The sequence below is a fragment of the Amycolatopsis cynarae genome (genome assembly GCF_026802195.1).
GTDB lineage: Bacteria > Actinomycetota > Actinomycetes > Mycobacteriales > Pseudonocardiaceae > Amycolatopsis_E > Amycolatopsis_E rhizosphaerae.
In genome coordinates, this window is sequence record NZ_CP113836.1 from 4,104,279 (window position 1) to 4,121,529 (window position 17,251).

A 17,251-nucleotide genomic window follows, 5' to 3' on the forward strand; every position below is an offset into this window, starting at 1 on the left:
AGCCCGGGAGCGGGCAATCCCGCTGTCCTGAGTGGACAGTGACCAGGGGCAGGCCGGGGGCGGGGGTTACCGACGGCCGTGCGGGCCCTGGCCCTGGTGCTGGTTCCGGTCGTGATTCCGGTCGTGGTTCCGGTGATCCCGATGGTCACGATCCCGGTGATCCCGATGGTCACGATCCCGGTGATCCCGGCCACGATCCCGATCATGCCCCCCGCCACGATCTCGATCACGATTATCCGGACGATGAGGCTGGGACGGCTGCTGGTGAGCCACCGTGATCACCTGCGGTGCGCTGCTTTCGGCCGCCGCGGCGCTCGCGACACTCGCCATCGGCAGGGCCGCCGCGGCGGACAGGGTGGCCAGGACGACCGCCCGGGTGACTGCTTTTCGCATGAAGATCCTCCTTGCCGGGAATCATCCGTGTCTGACGACGCGCCCGAGTCTCCCATATTCGTTTTTGCCCGAAAAGACCGCGACGATGATCCAACAACACCTCTTCGGGAATTAACTCGCAATGGGTTAGCCGCGTCCGGGACACCCGGAGAAGTGCTTGCACTGCAAGCACTTCTCCAATCGTTTGCAGCTACTCTGAGTGCCCGCTGACGTGTCGAAAAGATCGGACTTCGACGGGACAGAGTTCGGGTCGTCTTCACCAGAGGGCCACCCATGATCCGGTCGCCTGCCACAGGACAACAAACTCTTCCCTAATTGTGTGATACTGTTGCCGGTTTGTCGCCGGTAGAATTTTGGGGTGACCGAAAACTGGGGGTTTTCCGGGCCCGATCCGGAACTGTACGACCGCATCGCCGACCTGGACCGCGATGGCAAGCTATCACTGCTGGCCGCCGCCGAGGCATGTTCGAATGTTTGCCAGGCGGTGAAGCTGGCCGTGATGGCGACGTTGGGGGATGCGGATTCGGTGGCGAAGGAGGTCGCCCTCGAACTGCATTACGGCGCGCGTCAAGCGGAGGGGCAGGTGTCACTGGCCCGGGATCTGGCGCGGCGGTTGCCTGGAACGTTTGGGGCGATGCGGCGGGGTGAGCTGGATCCGTATCGGGCGGCGAAGGTGGCCGATCAAACCTCGGTCCCGACCGACGGCCAAGCCCGGGAAGTCGATGCCCGGGTGGCGGGGAAGATCACGACTCGGGATGCGACGTCGGTGCGGCGCCTGGTGAACCGGACCGTCGCCCGCGTTGATCCCGACGGGCACGCGCGGCGGCGTGAGGAGCGGGAGCGGTCCCGCAAGGTTCAGCTGTGCCACGAAGACGACGGGATGGCCACCCTGTACGCCTATCTCCCCGAGGAGATCGCCGCCACCATCTACACCCGAATCGATCGCGTCGCCCGGGGGCTGCGCAGCAGGGGTGAGGAACGCACCCTGGACGAACTGCGGGCGGACGTGTTCTCCGATCTATGCCTCGGCGTCGCCTGCGAGGTGGAACCGCCGAGGGCGGAAGTGTTCGTATACCTGGATTTCCTGACCTGGACCGGGCTGCGCAACGAAGCCGAACTCGCCGGACACGGACCCATCCCCGCCCAACTCGCGCGGGAGATCGCCGCCAATGCCACCATCCGGCGGGTCATCACCGACCCCTTGACCGGCACACCCATCGACATCGGGCGCCACCGCTACCGGGCCGTCCGCCGCCACCAAAGAACTGGTCCAGGTACGAGACCGGGAATGCCGAATACCCGGCTGCCACCGACCGGTCCAGGCCTGCGACCTCGACCACGTCCAACCCTGGGCCCAGGGCGGCGGCACCGACAGCACCAATCTCTGCGGCCTGTGCCGCCGCGACCACCGACTGAAGGACGAACCCGGTTGGCACCACCGGATGACCGAAACGGGGACGCTGGAGATCACTACCCCGGCCGGTCGCACCTACCGTAGCGAACCCGAACCCCTCACCACCGCCGCCTGAGCCGTTTTGGGGCATGGTCGTTTCGACGACTTCTTTGCTGCCTTGGCAGAGGAGCCGGACCTTGTCCTAGCGGATTGCGATCGCCCAGACGACGGGGGCCGACAACCGGCTGATCCTCACGGAGCCGGTTTGCGAGCTGATCCCGCCGCTGCGAAATCACCGCCTTGTTCTCGCCCCGCCGCAAAGCGGCCCGGTTCGCCTTGCGGCCACAGACCTTGTCGCAACTGATCCTGCGGCCCACCCCCGGACGCGCTGCGGCGAAGCCATCCGCCCTTCGGCAACCGGTGCCCCACCTCAATACCCGCGGTAGCCGCTGCCGCTGTTCAGGGACCTCAGCCCGGGGTGGCTGGAGAAACCGCCGTAGCGGTTGATCGTGTACCGGACCCCGGCGATGATGTTGTCGACCGGATCATAGATGTCGTCGTGGCCCGACAGCTTGTACGCCTGGAAGGTCGAGTCGACGGTCTGCATCAGCCCCTTCGACGGATGACCGGCCCGTGCGTTGCTGTCCCACTGGTTCACGGCGTGCGGGTCGCCACCCGACTCCTTCTCGATCACCTTGCGGATCCCGGGAGCGTCCTCCTTGGCGATCGGGACGCCCTGCCCCTGCATGATCTTGAGGGATTCGTTGATCCACCCGGCCATCTCGTCGCCGGTCTGGTCGGGCCGGGTCTCGGGCTGTGCGTCCTGGGCCGGTTCCTGGGGTGCGGCCGCGTGCTCCTCACCGCCGCCACCGGACGGTGCGGGTTCGCCCCCCAGGCCGTCCACGCCGTACCGCACGGACGGACCGCGCCAGTCCTTCGGGGAGCCGAGTTCCGGCCCCTCGGAAGAGGCCGCCGCAACGGCCTTCACCTCCCGCGCCGGGGAGGCGGCGTCACCGCCGGTGCCGGCGAACGCCAGCGGACTGGCGGCCCCGGCGATCGAAACCGCCACCAGGCCCGCCGAAACGGAGGTCCGGGCGCCGAGGCGCCCGAGACGACGGGAGACCGCCGCGCACCAGGGAAGGTGCCGGGCCGTGTTCAGGCTGTGCAATCCCACGAGGGGAAACTCCTTGGAGTGCCGAGGTCGCCGGCCCCGGTCGGGGTCCGGGCCGGCGAAGGGCCGGTCGGGGAACGGGATCGGGGGATCACCGCAAGGCCCTTTCCTCAGATTACGAAAACAAAACGGAGATATCACCGGACGGTGACAAGCCCCACAGGAAGGCCCGGTTCGCAGATATCGGCACATCGCGCCGAAGACGCAGTTCAGCGCCATTTTCTGACCGTCGGTGACGATAGTGACACAAGTCCCTCAAGATGATCGAAAGCCAGGTCAGACCCCTCGTCGACGGCGAAACGGATGGCTGTGACGGATCTTGTACTATTTGTTCACCTTTTTTGATCTCACATCGCGCCGCGATCTTCCGCCCCATTCCCCGCATTACCGCGCAATTCGGCGGAAGATCCGGCCGAATACCCGACTACCGTGCGGCCGGGAGAAGCCCGGGCTTACCGGGACGTTTGACCGCGCGGCCGACCAGGACGGTCTCGGCCGCGGTGGCGCCGAGCCCGGCAAGGTCGGCGGTGACGAACCGGTAGAGCTCTTCGAGGTCGCGCATCCAGACGGCGACGTGCAGGTTGTAGGAGCCGGTGACGGCGAACGCGCCGTGCACCGCGGGATGGCGGGCCAGCGCCCGGCCCGCCTGGTCGAGGCGGCCGGGCGGCACCTGCACGAGGAGGTTCGCGTCCACCGACAGGCCCAGCCGCCGAGGTTCGACGAAGGCTTCGGTGACGAACTGGCGCTCGGCACGCAGGGTGAGCAGCCGGCGGCGAACGGTGGATTCCGGCTCTCCCACGCGCGCCGCGATGGTGCTCGCCGGCAGCCGCGCGTCCTCGCCGAGAGCGGCGAGCACGGCGTTGTCGATCTTGTCGAGTTCGCGGTCCACGAACCGGCTCCCGGGTTCGAGGACCCGTCGCTCCGCCTCGGTGAGCACATCCAGGCGCCAGTCGGTGGCGGCCGCGAACACGTGCAGGATCGTGGACGCCTCCACGGAGGTCACCGCGGTGGTCGCCGGGAGCCGGCGGAAGACCAGGTGATCGCCCGGCTGGGCGCCGCCCACCAGCACGGCCAGGATCTCGTCGCCCGCGGCCGACACGTCGACGAACGGGATGTCCTCCCGCGCCGCCAGCCCCGCCGCGACGGCGTCGAGCCTGCCGCGCAGCACCTTGACGCGCAGCGACATCGCGGCGGGCACCCGCTCCGGCGGTGGCGCGGCCACCACCCTGACGACACCGTCGCCGAGCAGCGCGCGCAGCCTGCGCCGGACCACACGCGCGTTCAGGCCCAGCACCCGGGCGATCCGCTCGGTGCTCGCCCGGCCGTCGCACTGCAGGGCGGCGATCAGGCGCAGATCCACCTCGTCCATGACCAGATCCTTCACGATGATCCGTTCACCGAGCAAGTTCATCCAGAGTTCGCGCTGATCGGCGCACTTTTCGCCGAGGTGAGCCGCAGAAGCGGGTCCGATCGCTCGGCGAGCCGCATCCTGGTCACGGCTTTCCCACCCGATGAAGGAGACCAGCCATGCCGGATCTGCTCGACAGCATGACCGAAGCCGCCCTGCGTGCGGGCCGCCTGCTCCTGGCGAGGCCCCGTCCGCCCCGTGCCCGCACCTTCGACGAACTGCGGACCGTGTTCACCGAGGTCGACGACGAAACCGTCGCGGTGATCAAACCGCTGCTGACCGCGCTTCGCCCCGAGGCGGCTTGGGCGGGCGAGTTCGGACCCGGCACCGGGCCGGGCGAACAGTGGGTGGTCGACGCCGTCGACGGGGCCGTCCAGTACCTGCAGGGCCTGCCGCACTGGTGCGTCAGCCTCACCCTGGTCCGGCACGGCCGGTCCGTGGCGTCCGTGCTGCACAGCCCCGCGTTCGACGAGACCTACCGCGCCGCCGAGGGCGCGGGCGCGACCCGGAACGGAGTGCCGATCCGCCCGTCGGAAAGGACCGAACTCGCCGCCACCCTGCTCGCGAACAGCCATCCCCCCTTCGCCGCGAACGACCTCGGTGCCGTCGCCCGCGCCGGGGCCGGGCTGTCGGCGGTCCTCCCCGTCGCCGGAGCCGTGCGCAACCTGGGACCCACCTCCTGGCAGATCGCCGACGTTGCCTCCGGCCGCGTCGACGGGTTCTGGCAGTACGGCCACGACGACGGCAACCTGCTCGGCGCGACCCTGATCGCTCGCGAGGCGGGCGCGCTCGTCACGGACGTGGCGGGCGGCCCGTGGCGGCCCGGCGCCGACTCGGTGGTCGTCGCACCGGCCCAGCTCCACGTGCCGCTGCGGGAAACCCTGGCTCAGGCGGAAGTCTCGCCGCCCCAGCGGTGTTCGACGCGGGCGACGCGCCAGTAGGTGATCGCGACCACCCACACCACGACGAACAGCCCGACGACGAGGTATCCCACGTTGCCCAGGTCCAGCCCCGCGATCCAGTCGGTGACCGGGCTGGACCAGCCCAGGTCCGCCTTCGCCACTCCGACCAGTTCGATCGTCCCCACCACCAGCGCCACCACGACGGACAACCCCGTGATGGTGAGGTTGTAGTAGACCTTGCGCACCGGATTGGCGAAGGCCCAGTGGTAGGCGAAGTTCATGAACGTGCCGTCGAGCGTGTCGAACAGGCTCATCCCCGCCGCGAACAGCAGCGGCAGGCACACGACCGCGTACCAGGGCAGTCCGGCGGCGCCCGAGGAACCGGCCAGCGCGAGCAGCAGCACCTCGGTGGCGGTGTCGAACCCGATCCCGAACAGCAGGCCGACCAGGTACATCTGGCCGGGACGCCGGATGGACCGGGTCAGCCTGCCCAGGACACGGGCCAGAAACCCTCGCGAGTCGAGCCGGGCCTCGAGCTCGGCCTCGTCGAACCGGCCCCGGCGAAGTTCGCGGAAGACGCGCCCGATGCCGATCAGCGCGACGAGGTTGAGGATCCCGATCAGGTAGAGGAACCCGCCGGAGGCGGTGGTGGAGATCGTGCTGAGCACCCGGTGCAGGCCCGAGGAGTCGTCGGCCCAGCGCATCGCGCCCTGCGCGCCGAGCGCGACCAGCACCGCGAGGACGACGACCACGCTCGCGTGGCCGAGGGCGAACCAGAACCCGACCGACAGCGGGCGCTTCCCCTCGGCCATCAGCTTGCGCGTGGTGTTGTCGATCGCGGCGATGTGATCGGCGTCGAAGGCGTGCCGCATGCCCAGGGTGTAGGCGGTCACCCCGAGACCGAACCCGAACACCTGGGTGCCCACGGCGTAGTGGCGCGGCACGACCAGCAGGGCCAGGATGCCGAACGCCGCCCCGTGCAGCAACAGCACCACCAGCAGCAGCCCGCCGGTCCGGTAGGTGTCCTGGCGGCGCCAGGACAGGGAGGGGGACGTGCTCATCGAAAGACCGCCTTCCAGCACCTCGTGGATGGTCACTACGTGCCGTGGCCGGTCTCCTGGCTGACGGGTCGACGCTTCCGGTCCGCCTTCCCGAACGCTCGCGCGTCCAGTGGCTGCCCGCAGGGGCATGGGCCGGGAACTTCCCGTTTTCACAGTGGCGAGGGCCGCGCCGGTTTCCCACCGGTCTTCCCGAGCACCACGGCCCGTTCACCTTACGGATCGAATGCGACAGAGGGCAAGAAAGCGGGTCGCCGATCACAGGCGGTGCCGGAAAGCGCTTCAGCCCATCTTCGCGACGACGCCCAGCGGCAGGTGCCGCAGGAGGAAACCGAGCGGCACCCACGGCCATGCCGGGACCTTCGCCTCGGCGGGTTCCCGTTCGATCGCCCTGACCAGCAGCGGAATCGCCTTCTCCGCCGGGGCCAGCAGGGGTGTCCGCCCGGCGCGGCCGGTCATCTCGGTGGCGATGTAGCCCGGGTAGATCGTGGTGACCGTGATGGGCTTGCGCAGCACGTCGGCACGGATGCCTTCGGCGAGCGCGGCGACGCCCGCCTTGCTGGCCGCGTAGGTGGTGAGATTGCGCGGCAGCCCGCGCATCGCGCTCATCGAGGAGATCACCACCAGGTGCCCGGCGTTGCGGGCGCGGAAGAGCTCCATGGCCGCCTCGCACTGGGCGAGCGCCGCGGTGAAGTTGGTGTTCGCGGTCTGCAGGTTCGCGTCGAACCGGCCGGTGCCGATCGGCTGTCCCTTGCCCAGCCCGGCGTTGACGATCACCCGGTCGAGCCCGCCCAGTTCCTCGTCCAGCGCCTTGACCACCTCGAAGACCCGCGGATGGTCGTTCACGTCCAGCGCGCGCACGGACACGGTGATCCCCGGATGCGCGGCGAGGAGCTGGTCACGCAGCGCGGTGAGCCTGTCCAGCCGTCGCGCGCACAGCGCCAGGTTCCGGCCGCGCGCGGCGAACTGCCTGGCCATCCCTTCGCCGAGTCCCGAACTGGCCCCCGTGATGAGGATGTTCCTGCGAGTCACCATGACGCTTGTCCACCTCCTTTACGGCCGAACCGGTGAACGGACGGCGCAGCGGCGGTACGGTTCCTTCCGTGCTCGAAATCAGGCCCAACTGCGAATGCTGCGACGCCGACCTGCCGCCCGATTCGCCCGATGCGATGATCTGCACCTTCGAGTGCACATTCTGCCGCACCTGTGTCGACGTCCGGCTGCACGGCGTGTGCCCCAACTGCGGCGGCGGGTTCACCGCCCGCCCCATCCGGCCCGCCGCACTGCTCGACCGGTACCCGGCATCCACGAAGCGAATCCTCAACCCCGCGGGGTGTGGCCTCGCCCCCTGAACCCCGCGCTCCGCCTTCCACAGGGGATTGCCGTGAGGGGTCCCCTCACAGCAAATAGGGCCAGGGCCTCGGCAAAGTCCCGTCGGCTCGGGTCCGCCGGCCGAGTCCCACGCTCGGGCCGGGGCGGGGTGCCCTGAAGGTCGCCTTCAGGGTCATCAATGCCCTCAAGGCCACCTTGAGGGCACGCCCCTGGCCCCGGCAGGGTCGAGCCGCGCTACTCCCCGGTGCCGTCGCCGCCGCGGGTGGCGCAGCGGGAGGGGTTGTCGCGCAGGCACACCTTGCCGTTCACCACGCGCAGTCCGGCGTCGTCGTAGGCGGTCACCCAGTCGCCTGCGATCGCCTTCTGCGCGGTGGCCAGCGGGATCAGGCCCGAGCAGACGGCGTCGTGCAGCTTGTTCTCCACCGCGTCCTTGGGATTCGGGATCGTGCCCGGCTCCACCCACAGGTTGCGGGGGTCGTCGGGCCCCCCGCCGAGTTCGAGGCTCACCAGGTGGTCGTATTCGCCCTGCGCGCCGTCCGGCAGTCCGTAGGACCGCGCCGAGGCGGCCTTCATCCGGTTGGTCTTCGAGGTCGGCGGGCGCACCGTCTTCGTCCAGCCGGACTTGCAGACGGTGTCCCCGATGTTCGCCTGCGTCACCGCCGGGTTGACCGCCCCGGGGGTGCACGCGGGATCCGGCAGGGGCTGGCCGTCCCGGCTGCCCTCCTTGCAGGTGCCCGCCGCGGGCATCGGCGCGTTCGGGTCGTCCGCGGCCAGGACGGCGGACCCGGCGCTGGCGGGCGCGCCGCCGCTGGCGGTGGTGGAGGGGTGGCAGGCGGTCAGCGTCAGCACGGCCAGTGCCGCCGCCGCGAGGGTGGTACGCCGGATGATCACTCGCTCATCATCCGAGCCGGGCCGGGCCGGATCCGCGCGCCACGCCGCGACGCGGGGAAACCCGGCCCCGGCAAAAAGTCCACAACGGACGATCCGGTCAGGCGGATCGCCCGCGCGACAGGGAAACCCCGACCGTCGTGAACAGCGCCAGGCCGGACAGCACACCCGAGACGACCCCCACCGTGGCCGCTGAGGCGCCGAGCGCGGCGAGGACGAACCCGGCCAGGCCGAGCACGGTCAGCACCGCCCCGAGCCCGTGGAACCGGTTGAGCCGGAAGACGGCCGCGAGCGCGAAGAAGTGCACGCCGACCACCACGGCGATCCACGCGACCGCCACCTGGGGGTGCCGCAGCACCCCATTGATCACGAACAGGCCGCCGAACAGGGCGAGCGCCTCGGCCGCCACCACGAGCCAGTACCCGCGGCCCGGGGTGAAGCCGCCGCCGTCCGCCGGCCCGGGGCCGCCGCGGACGGCGAGGAACAGCGCCACCGCGATCACCACGCCCGCGATCCGGACCACCAGTGGCCAGGGACCTGGCAACCCGCGCGCGTTCACCTCGACGAAGACGAGGCCGAACAGGATGCCGATCAGGTATCCGGTAGCCTGCCCCATCCGCCGGCCGGGTTTCGTCATACGGTGATCATGACCGCACCCCGAGGGGTCCCGCACACCGGGCCCCTGGAGCCCGATCGACCCGGAATTGTGGTGCGACCAGGGACGGGACCGCGCCAGCAGCCCGATCATCCCGGACACCAGCGGCATCTGCTCCACCGTCCGGATGTCCGCCTCGACCAGCCGCGGCGAGCACACCAGGACCGCGACCGCCGACAGTTGATCTGCAGCGCCGGGCCGGCAGCGCGTGTTGCCGCGCCCGGCCCGACAGAACGTGTTGTCGCGCGGCGACACTGCGAGGACCGAAGCCGCTGTCCATTTGCGACAGTCAACCCGGCCGAACCGGCTGCCCATTGCGGCAACGCTTTCCCGCGTCCTGTCCAGTTCGGACCGGGCAGCAACCGCACCGCGAGTTTCCGCGCAGACCCACATGGACGAGGTCCTCGCCCGCCGCGAAGACTACGACGCGCGCACCGCGTGACCGGACGCGTCCAACTTGTCACAAACGCTCGTCAACCAGCTACACCCTCATCTGGGAAGAGCCGGCTTCACCACACCCGCCGTACGCTGATGGGCATCTGGCGGAAGAACTCCCGCTTGGGCAGCAGCAGCCCGGCCAGCGATAACGCGATGAACACGACCTGGTGGACGTGGTCAGTGCCCGGCGGGAGCCTGAACACGAGGTGCGCGAGCCAGAACAGCGGATAGAACCACAGCACGAACCACGCCCACCGCTCGCACCGGCGGAACGGCACCAGGGTGATCAGCCCGCCGAACAGGCCCAGGCCTGCCGTGGCCAGCGCATCCGTGCGATACAGCAACGCGTCCCCAGCCGGCGGCGCCACCGCGACCACCAGCCCGAACCCGAGGATCCCGGCACTGACCACGGCCAGGCAGATCCAGCTGATCCTCATCGTCGGCGGTTCCCGCTGCACGCGGCGACGCTACCATGCCGACCGGGCCGTCAGCCGATACCGAGAACGGATTCGGCGGTGGTCCAGTTGGTGAACAGGGCGTGCTGGGCGGCGGAGAGCGTGACCTGGTGCGCGCAGACGGCTTTTTTCACCGCGTTCTCGACGGAGTCCTTGCGGTAGGAGTTCTCGTTGTCGGCGTGCGGTTCGGTCCACAGGTTCTTCGGGTCACGCGGGGCGCCCCCGACCTCAAGCGGGACGGGACCGCGCCAGCAGCCCGATCATCCCGGACACCAGCCGCATCTGCTCCACCGTCCGGATGTCCGCCTCGACCAGCCGCGGCGAGCACACCAGGACCGCGACCGCCTGCGCCCGGGACAGTGCCACGTTGAGCCGGTTGCGCGAGAGCAGGAAGTCCAGGCCGCGCGGCAGGTCGAGCGCCGAGGACGAGGTCATCGTCACGATCACCACCGGCGCTTCCTGGCCCTGGAACCGGTCGACCGTGCCCACGCGCACCCCGGGGAACCCCGCCTTCTCCAGCGCCCTGCTCACCACCCTGGCCTGCAGGTTGTAGGGCGCCACCACCAGGATGTCCCCGTCGACGAGGGGACGGGTCGTCTCGTGGTCGCGCCAGGCCCGGCCGTGCAGGTCCGTCACGATCCGCGTGACCGCTTCGGCCTCCTCCACCGAACGCGTGGTGTTGCCGCGATGGTCCACTTCGGACCGGTACAGCCCGGCGGGGACGCCGTCGATCGCGCGCTGGGCGGCGGACGGGTGGGCGTGCAGGCGCCCGGCGTAGGACAGCTCCGACACCGGCTCGCACACTGCCGGGTGCATGCGGCGGGTCTCGTCGAGGAAGTAACCGAGATGCGGCGGGATGATATCGGCCTCGCCGATCAGGTGCCCCAGCGCGGAGGCCTCGGCCCCCGCCGGATGGGTGCCCTGCACGACCTGCGGCAGTTGCTGCGGATCGCCCAGCAGCACGAGGTTTCTGGCGCACAGGGAAACCGCGAGCGCGTCGGCGAGGGCGAACTGCCCCGCCTCGTCGATGATCAGCACGTCGAAGGGGTTGTCCCGCATCGCGGCGTTGGCGAAGGTCCATGCGGTACCGCCGACCAGATGCCCGCCGTCGTGCTCCTCGCGCCATTTCACCAGTGCGGGATTGCTCTTCGGCTGTTCCCAGGGCAGCGCGGGATCCGGCGCCTGCCTGGCGCGTTTCGCGCAGGGCAGCCCGGGCGCGTTCGTCTTCGCGGCCGACAACACGTTTTCGACCGCCTTGTGGCTGGTGGAGGTGACCGCGACGGTCTTGCCCGCCCGCACCAGGCGGGCGATCAGCTTCCCGGCGAGATAGGTCTTGCCCGCCCCCGGCGGGCCCTGCACGGCCAGCGTCGAACCGTCGAGCAGCTCCACGGCTTCGATCACGGTCGCCACCAGGTCCTCCCCCGGCTCCGGCAGGGCGCGCCCGCCCCTCAGCCGCGGGCCCGACCGGCGCAGCAGGTCGATGCCGGGGTGCCCGGGCAGCGACGGCAGCCCGTCCACCACCAGCCGCGCGAGGTCGGCGACGGCCTCGTCCTTCGGCGTGGGCAGCACCGGGCTGCCCGGCAGCACCGCCGCGGGCCGTTCCGCGCTTTCCTCGCCGGGGCGGCAACTTTCTTCCAGGGTGAGCTCGACGGCCGAGGCGGCGACCACCTTGGCGTCGCGCGCGCCCGAGGCGTACCGCAATCGCACGGTGTCGCCGGCGGTGAACGGGTGGGGCCGGTCCGGGTCGCAGGCGAGGACCAGCTTGCGCCGCGCCTTGCGGGCGCGCCCCGACGGCGGGACCCAGTCCTCCGCACGCACGGAGACCGGCACGGCACAGGTGGTGTCGGCTTCCAGATCGCCGAGCGGCGCGGCGAGCTGCCGGAAGTACTCCCACCACGCCGGATTCGTTTCCCGCCGGTGATAGCCGACCGACGCGGCCAGCAGCGCACGGGCGCGGTCGTCGTCGGTGAACTCCCCCGGGTCACCCGGCAACCCGTCGAGCAGCGGGTCGACCAGTGCGGCGATCCTGGCGGCACGCTCGGCCCGCCGCTCGGCGGCGAGTTCCTCCTCGGTGCGGAGCATCAACGCACCCACATCGTCCACTTCGGACTCCCGCGCGGACGGCCCTGGGTCGATCCCCGCCTCGGCCCTGACCTTGTGCAGGAATTCGAACAACCGCAGGGTGGAGACGCAGTCGTACTCGTTGTAGTCGGCGATACCGCGCAGGACGCCTTCGGCGCGGCCGGTGTCCCCGGCCTGCGCCAAGGTGAGGTACTCCTCGTAGGCCTCGATGCTGGACACCGCCGTCTTCACGTCGCCTTCGCGCGCCTCCGGCATGTACAGCGGTTCCAGGTATTTGATCGAGTACGAGCGCTGCGAGACTCGCAAAGCCTTGCGCACCACGGCATACAGGTCGACGAGGGCGCCGCTGCGCAGCAGGTCGTCCACGGCTTCCTCGCGGGTGCCGTGGATCGCGGCGAGCCGCTTGATCGCGGTCGACTCGTAGGGCGCGTAGTGGTAGACGTGCGAGCCGGGGTGGACGGCGAGCCGGGCCGTGGCGAAGTCGACGAACTCCTCGAAGGCGCGTTTCTCGCCGGCGCGGTCGTGCGCCCAGAACGGGGTGAACCGCACCCCGCCGTCGGCGGTGACCGCGCCGAACAGGTACTCCAGCCCGGTCCCGCCCAGGGCGAAGGGATCGCCCTCCATGTCGAAGAACACGTCCCCCGGCGCGGGGGCGGGCAACTCGGCGAGGGCGGCCGGATCGATGATCTCGTAGGCGATTTCCCCGGTGGTGTCCTGGCGGACCTGGAGGGCGGCCTGTGCGCGCAGCGTGGCGAACGAGGTCTCGGACAGGTCGCGGGGCCGGTCCTCGGCCGTCGCGGCGGCGAGCGCGTCGATCGTGCCCAGCCCGGCCGCGGCGAGCTTGCGGCGCTGGTCCGAGCGCAGGCCCGCGACCAGCGACAGGTCCCGGTCGGCTTCGCGCCCCTCGGCGCAGTGCCGGGCGTAGCGGCATCCCTGACAGGCCGGGCGTTCGTCGGCCCACCATCGCTCCGGCACACCCGGACGGCGTTCCCGCAGCCGGGTCCGCAGCCGGTCGAGCAGCGGCAGGAAGTCGTCGACGCGCAGCGAGCGCGTGCTGCCGTCGCCGAGCAGCAGGTGCATGCGCGGCCCCGTGGGCACGCCCGCCCGCCGCAGGGCGTCGGCATAGGCGGTCAACTGCACGACGGCGGCCGGTTTCGCGTGGCGGGCGAGCTTGGTGTCGTACACCTCGTAGCGGCCCTGGGCGTCGCGCACCAGGAAGTCGGCGCGGCCGGAGAACTCACCGTCGTGGAAGACGGCCTGGTAGATCACCGGGGCACCGGACGCGAGCGCCTCGGCGGTCGCGCGCGCCGCGATCTCCGGGTCGCGGTCGCCGATCTCGATCACCGCGCGGCTTTCGCGGCGCAACCGCGTGAGCGTGGCCTCCTCGTGCGCCCGCCCGTGCTTGGCGGCGAGTTGATCGGGCCCGGCGTCCGGCCGGGGTGCGCCCGGCAGTCCGGCGGCGGCCGCCTGGTCGAGGATGCTGCGGTGCTCGCATTCGAGCAGGTCGGCGAGGTCGGACGGCGTGTACATCGCCGCGAGTCTGTCACGCGCCCGTGCCGGGGCCGGCGACACCGGCCCCGACACGCCGGAACGGCTCAGACTCCCGGCACCGGCTGCGGGGGAACCGCCTCCCGCGCCATCCGCTGCCAGTCGTTGATCCGGCGGATGACGAGGATGATCAGCACGGCCGAGGCGGCGCTGACGAGGCTGGCGGCGGTGAAGTCACGCGCGCCGTTGCTGAACTCCTCGAGTGAGGTGGCGTTGGCGAGTTCACCGCGGAAGATCAGCCGCTCCGCGACGAGGGAGATCAGGACCAGGGTCCACCACCAGTTCACCAGACGACTTCCCTGCAGGTCGGCGATCTCGGTGGTGGCGGGGGCACCGGGGCGGCTGGTGCGCCAGATATCGGTGACGATCTAATGCGGGAACCGCAGATTCACCCCCGGACAGAACCAGGCGCCTATCACCCAGCCCCGGGCGCGCCGGTGGCGGACGGGCGAAAGGGCTTCCGCATTGAGCCGGGCATGCCACAGCCACAGCAGGAAGACGACGCCGGCCAACACGAGCAGCCCCGCCGCCAGGATGGTTAGCGTGCTGGTCAGCCGGTCGGCTGCCGCCAGATCCGCGGCGACGGCCTTGCGCGTGGCGTAATTCCGTACCACGCCAAGCGTATGCCAGACGGACCAGCTCAGCGCCAGGTTGACGGCGGCGACCAGCGCGATCAGGACGCTCGCGGCGGCGCCGAACCCGGCCACCGGCCGCAGCGGCCCCGGCGCGGCAGGCAACGGCACGGGAGACGGTTCAGACATTCGTGATCCCCTCAGTGTCTCCGGCAGTACGCCGGATCGCGGTGAAGATCGGGGCGAATTGCCCATCCGTTTCACTTCGACACCACTTCGTTACCCCCGTTCACCGATGGGCGTTATGACCGTTTTTCCGGTCAGGGTAAGGAAGCAGCGCAGGCTCCGCCCCGCCGAGCAGTCCGCGGCGGGCCAGTTCCGGTCGCACGCCTTCGCCGAACCAGTACGCCTCCTCCAGATGCGGGTAGCCGGAGAGGACGAATTCCTCGATGCCGAGCGCGTGGTATTCCTCGATCAGGTCGGCCACTTCCACGTGGCTGCCGACCAGCGCGGTGCCCGCGCCCCCGCGCACCAGACCGACCCCCGCCCACAGGTTCGGGTGAATCTCCAGTCCACGCACGCCGTTGCCGAGCGCGCCGCCGTGCAGCGCGACCATGCGCTGCTGCCCGACGGACTCGCTGGCAGCGAGCTGCTGCTGCGCCTGCCGCACCTGTTCGGGGCTCAGCGCGTCCAGGAGTTTCCCCGCCTCCGCCCAGGCCTCTTCCGAGGTGTCGCGGGAAAGGGTGTGCAGCCGGATGCCGAACCGCACGGTGCGGCCCGCCTCCTCGGCGAGCCGCCGCACCCGGCCGATCTTCTCCGCCACCTGCGCGGGCGGCTCGCCCCAGGTCAGGTACACGTCCGCGTGGCGTGCGGCGACCGGGAGGGCCGCGGGGGACGAGCCGCCGAAGTACAGCGGCGGCACCGGGTCGGGCACGCCGAGCACGGTCGCCCCCTCGACCCGCAGGTGCTCCCCCGCGAAGTCGAACGGGCGGCCGCTGAAAACCCCGCGCACGATCGTGAGGAACTCGTCGGTACGGGCGTAACGCCGGTCGTGATCGTGCCAGTCGCCGAAGCGCCGCTGCTCCACCGCGTCGCCGCCGGTGACGACGTTGAGCAGCAGGCGGCCTCCCGAGATCCGCTGATAGGTGGCGGCCATCTGCGCGGCCAGGGTGGGTGAGATCAGGCCGGGCCGGAAGGCGACCAGGAACTTCAGGCGCCGGGTCTCGCGGATGAGCGCCGCGGTGGTGAGCCAGGCGTCCTCGCACCAGGTTCCGGTCGGGGTCAGCACCGCGTCGAACCCGAGCCGCTCCGCCGCCCCCGCGATCAGCGCGAGGTAGTCGATATCGGCCTCCCGCTGTGCGGACGGTCCCTGGGAACGATTGGCGTGGAACCGTTCCACGACGGTCCGGCCGTCACCGGAGGTGGGCAGGAACCAGTGCAGTGTGACGGGCATGGCGGTCATCCTCTGGCGGTGTCGAGGCCGGCGGCGTAACGGGCGGAATCGTCCACAAAGGTCCGGGCAGCTTCGAACCCGTCGCGGAAAACGACACGAATTTCTCCCGCCGTCGGCGCGAGGGGAATGAGGGAATATCCGCCCAGGATCCTGCCGACGGCCCGGCACGGGGTCAATTGCGTCCGCATCCCGGAACGCCCGCGCTTTTCGTCAGACTGAAAGAAAGACGACCGCGTGGTGGACGTCGTTGACAGTGGCCGCGCGATCGTCTTTATTTCTCGTCGAAATCATTTCGGACGGGGAAACGAGGTCGGTGTGCGGAAGGCTGGCGATGTCCGGGCGGCCAACGAGGCCGCCGTGCTGACCACCGTGCTCGCCGCGGGCCCGCTCTCGCGGGGGGACATCGGCCGCGAGACGGCATTGAGCATTCCCACGGTCAGCCGGGTAGTCACCCGGCTGACCGGGCTGCGGCTGCTCAGGGAGGCGCCGGATCCGCGGCGTGCGGGCGGGGTGGGCAGGCCGAGCCTGCTGGTGGAGGTCGACGACGACGTGCTGGCCGCGTGCGGGGTGCACGTGGGCGTGACGACCACGACGATCGCGCTGGCGACGTTGCGCGGACGCCTGCTGGCCGCGACCCGGTTCCCGACCCCCGGCGGCCCCGCCCCGAAGGCCCTCGAGCGGATCGGCACCGCGGTCCGGGCGTTCCTGTCGGACTGGCCCGGCCGCCGGGTGGCCGGGCTGGGCTTCGCCACCGGCGGCCGGGTCGACGACGAAACCGGCACGGTCGATCACGACCGTCTCGGCTGGCGGGAGGCACCGGTGCGGACGGCGCTGACCCGGGAAACCGGGCTGCCGGTTCGACTGGAAGGACATGTGTCCGCGATGGCCACCGCCGAACTGCTCTTCGGCACCGCCCACCACAGCGAAAGCCTGCTGTACTTCTACGCCCGGCAGGTGGTGGGCATCGCGGTGGCCGTGCACGGGCGGCCGCACCGCGGTCCCCACGGTTCGGGCAGCATCGCGCACCTCGGCGTGGGCGGGCCGGTCCCGTGCTCCTGCGGGCGGACCGGCTGCCTCGAAGCGACCGTGGCCGAGGAGACCGTGGTGGCGCGGGCCGTGCGGGAAGGCATCATCGTCGAGCCGTCGATCGGGCGCCTGCACGAGGAGGCTGCGGCGGGCCACGCCGGGGCGATCCGCCTGCTCCGGGCGAGGGCGCACGCGCTGGGCAGGGCGGTGGGCATCCTGCGCGACGTGCTCGACCCGGCCCGCGTCGTCCTGGGCGGCCAGGCCGTCACCGGCGCGCCGGACTTCCTGCCCGACCTGCTGGCCGGGTTCGCCGCCACCACCACGTTGCCCGGCACCGACCTGGTCGAGGTGACGCGCTTCGGCGCCGACGTGCAGGCCATGGCCGCCTGCTCCGCCCTGCTGGCCCAGCTCTACGCCGACCCCGCCGCCCTCATCTGACCCGCTCGTGTCCCACGCTCAAGCGCACGAGCGTGGGAC

General features: G+C 70.8%; 14 protein-coding genes, 2 pseudogenes and 1 riboswitch. Of the genes and pseudogenes, 6 read left to right on the plus strand and 10 right to left on the minus strand.

All coding sequences use genetic code 11. The features are described 5' to 3' along the window. The first annotated feature begins 78 nt into the window (after window positions 1-78). From ORV05_RS19625 to ORV05_RS19635, 3 genes and pseudogenes are all read left to right on the plus strand, one after another. On the plus strand, window positions 79-603 hold the full coding sequence (locus ORV05_RS19625) for a hypothetical protein (protein WP_268441037.1): 525 nt from the start codon (window positions 79-81) through the stop codon (window positions 601-603). Between the two features lie 289 nt (window positions 604-892). Then, window positions 893-1,588, plus strand: a pseudogene (locus tag ORV05_RS19630) (DUF222 domain-containing protein); the annotation flags it as partial. Window positions 1,589-1,688: 100 nt separating this feature from the next. Then, window positions 1,689-1,922 (plus strand): HNH endonuclease signature motif containing protein, encoded by a 234-nt coding sequence (locus tag ORV05_RS19635; RefSeq protein WP_268759823.1) that lies wholly within the window; start codon window positions 1,689-1,691, stop codon window positions 1,920-1,922. Window positions 1,923-2,216: 294 nt separating this feature from the next. Here the strand turns inward: ORV05_RS19635 and ORV05_RS19640 are convergent, their stop codons facing one another. Together ORV05_RS19640 and ORV05_RS19645 are read right to left on the minus strand one after the other, a co-directional pair. Continuing rightward, entirely contained in the window at window positions 2,217-2,960 is a 744-nt protein-coding gene (locus tag ORV05_RS19640) for a transglycosylase SLT domain-containing protein (RefSeq protein WP_268441039.1), read from the minus strand. A 421-nt stretch (window positions 2,961-3,381) separates the two neighbouring features. Next, on the minus strand, window positions 3,382-4,368 hold the full coding sequence (locus ORV05_RS19645) for an AsnC family transcriptional regulator (RefSeq protein WP_268441041.1): 987 nt from the start codon (window positions 4,366-4,368) through the stop codon (window positions 3,382-3,384). A gap of 116 nt (window positions 4,369-4,484) precedes the next feature. On the opposite strand from ORV05_RS19645, the gene ORV05_RS19650 reads away from it, so the two are divergent. Then, a complete protein-coding gene (locus ORV05_RS19650) occupies window positions 4,485-5,306 on the plus strand; it encodes an inositol monophosphatase family protein (protein WP_268441043.1) in 822 nt (273 codons plus the stop codon). On the opposite strand, the gene nicT is transcribed toward ORV05_RS19650, so the two are convergent. Together nicT and ORV05_RS19660 are read right to left on the minus strand one after the other, a co-directional pair. Beyond that, window positions 5,252-6,328 (minus strand): Nickel transporter NicT, encoded by a 1,077-nt coding sequence (nicT, locus tag ORV05_RS19655; RefSeq protein WP_268441045.1) that lies wholly within the window; start codon window positions 6,326-6,328, stop codon window positions 5,252-5,254. The genes ORV05_RS19650 and nicT overlap by 55 nt on opposite strands. A 29-nt stretch (window positions 6,329-6,357) precedes the next feature. Further along, window positions 6,358-6,544, minus strand: a riboswitch (cobalamin riboswitch). 63 nt (window positions 6,545-6,607) lie between these two features. After that, entirely contained in the window at window positions 6,608-7,360 is a 753-nt protein-coding gene (locus ORV05_RS19660; protein WP_268441047.1) for an SDR family oxidoreductase, read from the minus strand. A 68-nt stretch (window positions 7,361-7,428) separates the two neighbouring features. Between ORV05_RS19660 and ORV05_RS19665 the strand changes: the two genes are divergently transcribed. After that, window positions 7,429-7,677, plus strand: coding sequence for a DUF1272 domain-containing protein (locus tag ORV05_RS19665; RefSeq protein WP_268441049.1), 249 nt, complete (start codon window positions 7,429-7,431; stop codon window positions 7,675-7,677). 214 nt (window positions 7,678-7,891) lie between these two features. Here ORV05_RS19665 and ORV05_RS19670 read toward each other — a convergent pair whose 3' ends face one another. The 6 genes and pseudogenes from ORV05_RS19670 to ORV05_RS19695 form a co-directional block, all read right to left on the minus strand. Then, window positions 7,892-8,548 carry a hypothetical protein gene (locus ORV05_RS19670; RefSeq protein ID WP_268441051.1) on the minus strand — a complete coding sequence of 219 codons (657 nt, stop codon included), beginning with the start codon at window positions 8,546-8,548 and terminating at the stop codon, window positions 7,892-7,894. 97 nt (window positions 8,549-8,645) lie between these two features. Continuing rightward, window positions 8,646-9,182, minus strand: a complete 537-nt coding sequence (locus ORV05_RS19675) for a hypothetical protein (protein ID WP_268441053.1) — start codon at window positions 9,180-9,182, stop codon at window positions 8,646-8,648. Between the two features lie 527 nt (window positions 9,183-9,709). Then, window positions 9,710-10,096: a hypothetical protein gene (locus ORV05_RS19680; protein ID WP_268441055.1), complete on the minus strand. Its 387-nt coding sequence runs from the start codon at window positions 10,094-10,096 to the stop codon at window positions 9,710-9,712. Window positions 10,097-10,321: 225 nt separating this feature from the next. Further along, window positions 10,322-13,705 carry a TM0106 family RecB-like putative nuclease gene (locus tag ORV05_RS19685; protein WP_268441057.1) on the minus strand — a complete coding sequence of 1,128 codons (3,384 nt, stop codon included), beginning with the start codon at window positions 13,703-13,705 and terminating at the stop codon, window positions 10,322-10,324. A gap of 65 nt (window positions 13,706-13,770) precedes the next feature. Then, window positions 13,771-14,550 (minus strand): annotated as a pseudogene (locus ORV05_RS19690) (DUF4328 domain-containing protein). Window positions 14,551-14,584: 34 nt separating this feature from the next. Beyond that, complete coding sequence (locus ORV05_RS19695; RefSeq protein WP_268441059.1) at window positions 14,585-15,748, minus strand: LLM class flavin-dependent oxidoreductase; 1,164 nt, start codon at window positions 15,746-15,748, stop codon at window positions 14,585-14,587. A gap of 315 nt (window positions 15,749-16,063) precedes the next feature. On the opposite strand from ORV05_RS19695, the gene ORV05_RS19700 reads away from it, so the two are divergent. Further along, a complete protein-coding gene (locus ORV05_RS19700) occupies window positions 16,064-17,212 on the plus strand; it encodes an ROK family transcriptional regulator (RefSeq protein ID WP_268441061.1) in 1,149 nt (382 codons plus the stop codon). Window positions 17,213-17,251 lie beyond the last annotated feature (39 nt).

Bases quoted from the DNA above. Each gene is read 5' to 3' on its own strand.
- ORV05_RS19645 (WP_268441041.1), bottom strand. From the start codon at position 4,368: ATGAACTTGCTCGGTGAACGGATCATCGTGAAGGATCTGGTCATGGAC.
- ORV05_RS19650 (WP_268441043.1), top strand. From the start codon at position 4,485: ATGCCGGATCTGCTCGACAGCATGACCGAAGCCGCCCTGCGTGCGGGC.
- nicT (WP_268441045.1), bottom strand. From the start codon at position 6,328: ATGAGCACGTCCCCCTCCCTGTCCTGGCGCCGCCAGGACACCTACCGG.
- ORV05_RS19660 (WP_268441047.1), bottom strand. From the start codon at position 7,360: ATGGTGACTCGCAGGAACATCCTCATCACGGGGGCCAGTTCGGGACTC.
- ORV05_RS19675 (WP_268441053.1), bottom strand. From the start codon at position 9,182: ATGACGAAACCCGGCCGGCGGATGGGGCAGGCTACCGGATACCTGATC.
- ORV05_RS19685 (WP_268441057.1), bottom strand. From the start codon at position 13,705: ATGTACACGCCGTCCGACCTCGCCGACCTGCTCGAATGCGAGCACCGC.
- ORV05_RS19695 (WP_268441059.1), bottom strand. From the start codon at position 15,748: ATGCCCGTCACACTGCACTGGTTCCTGCCCACCTCCGGTGACGGCCGG.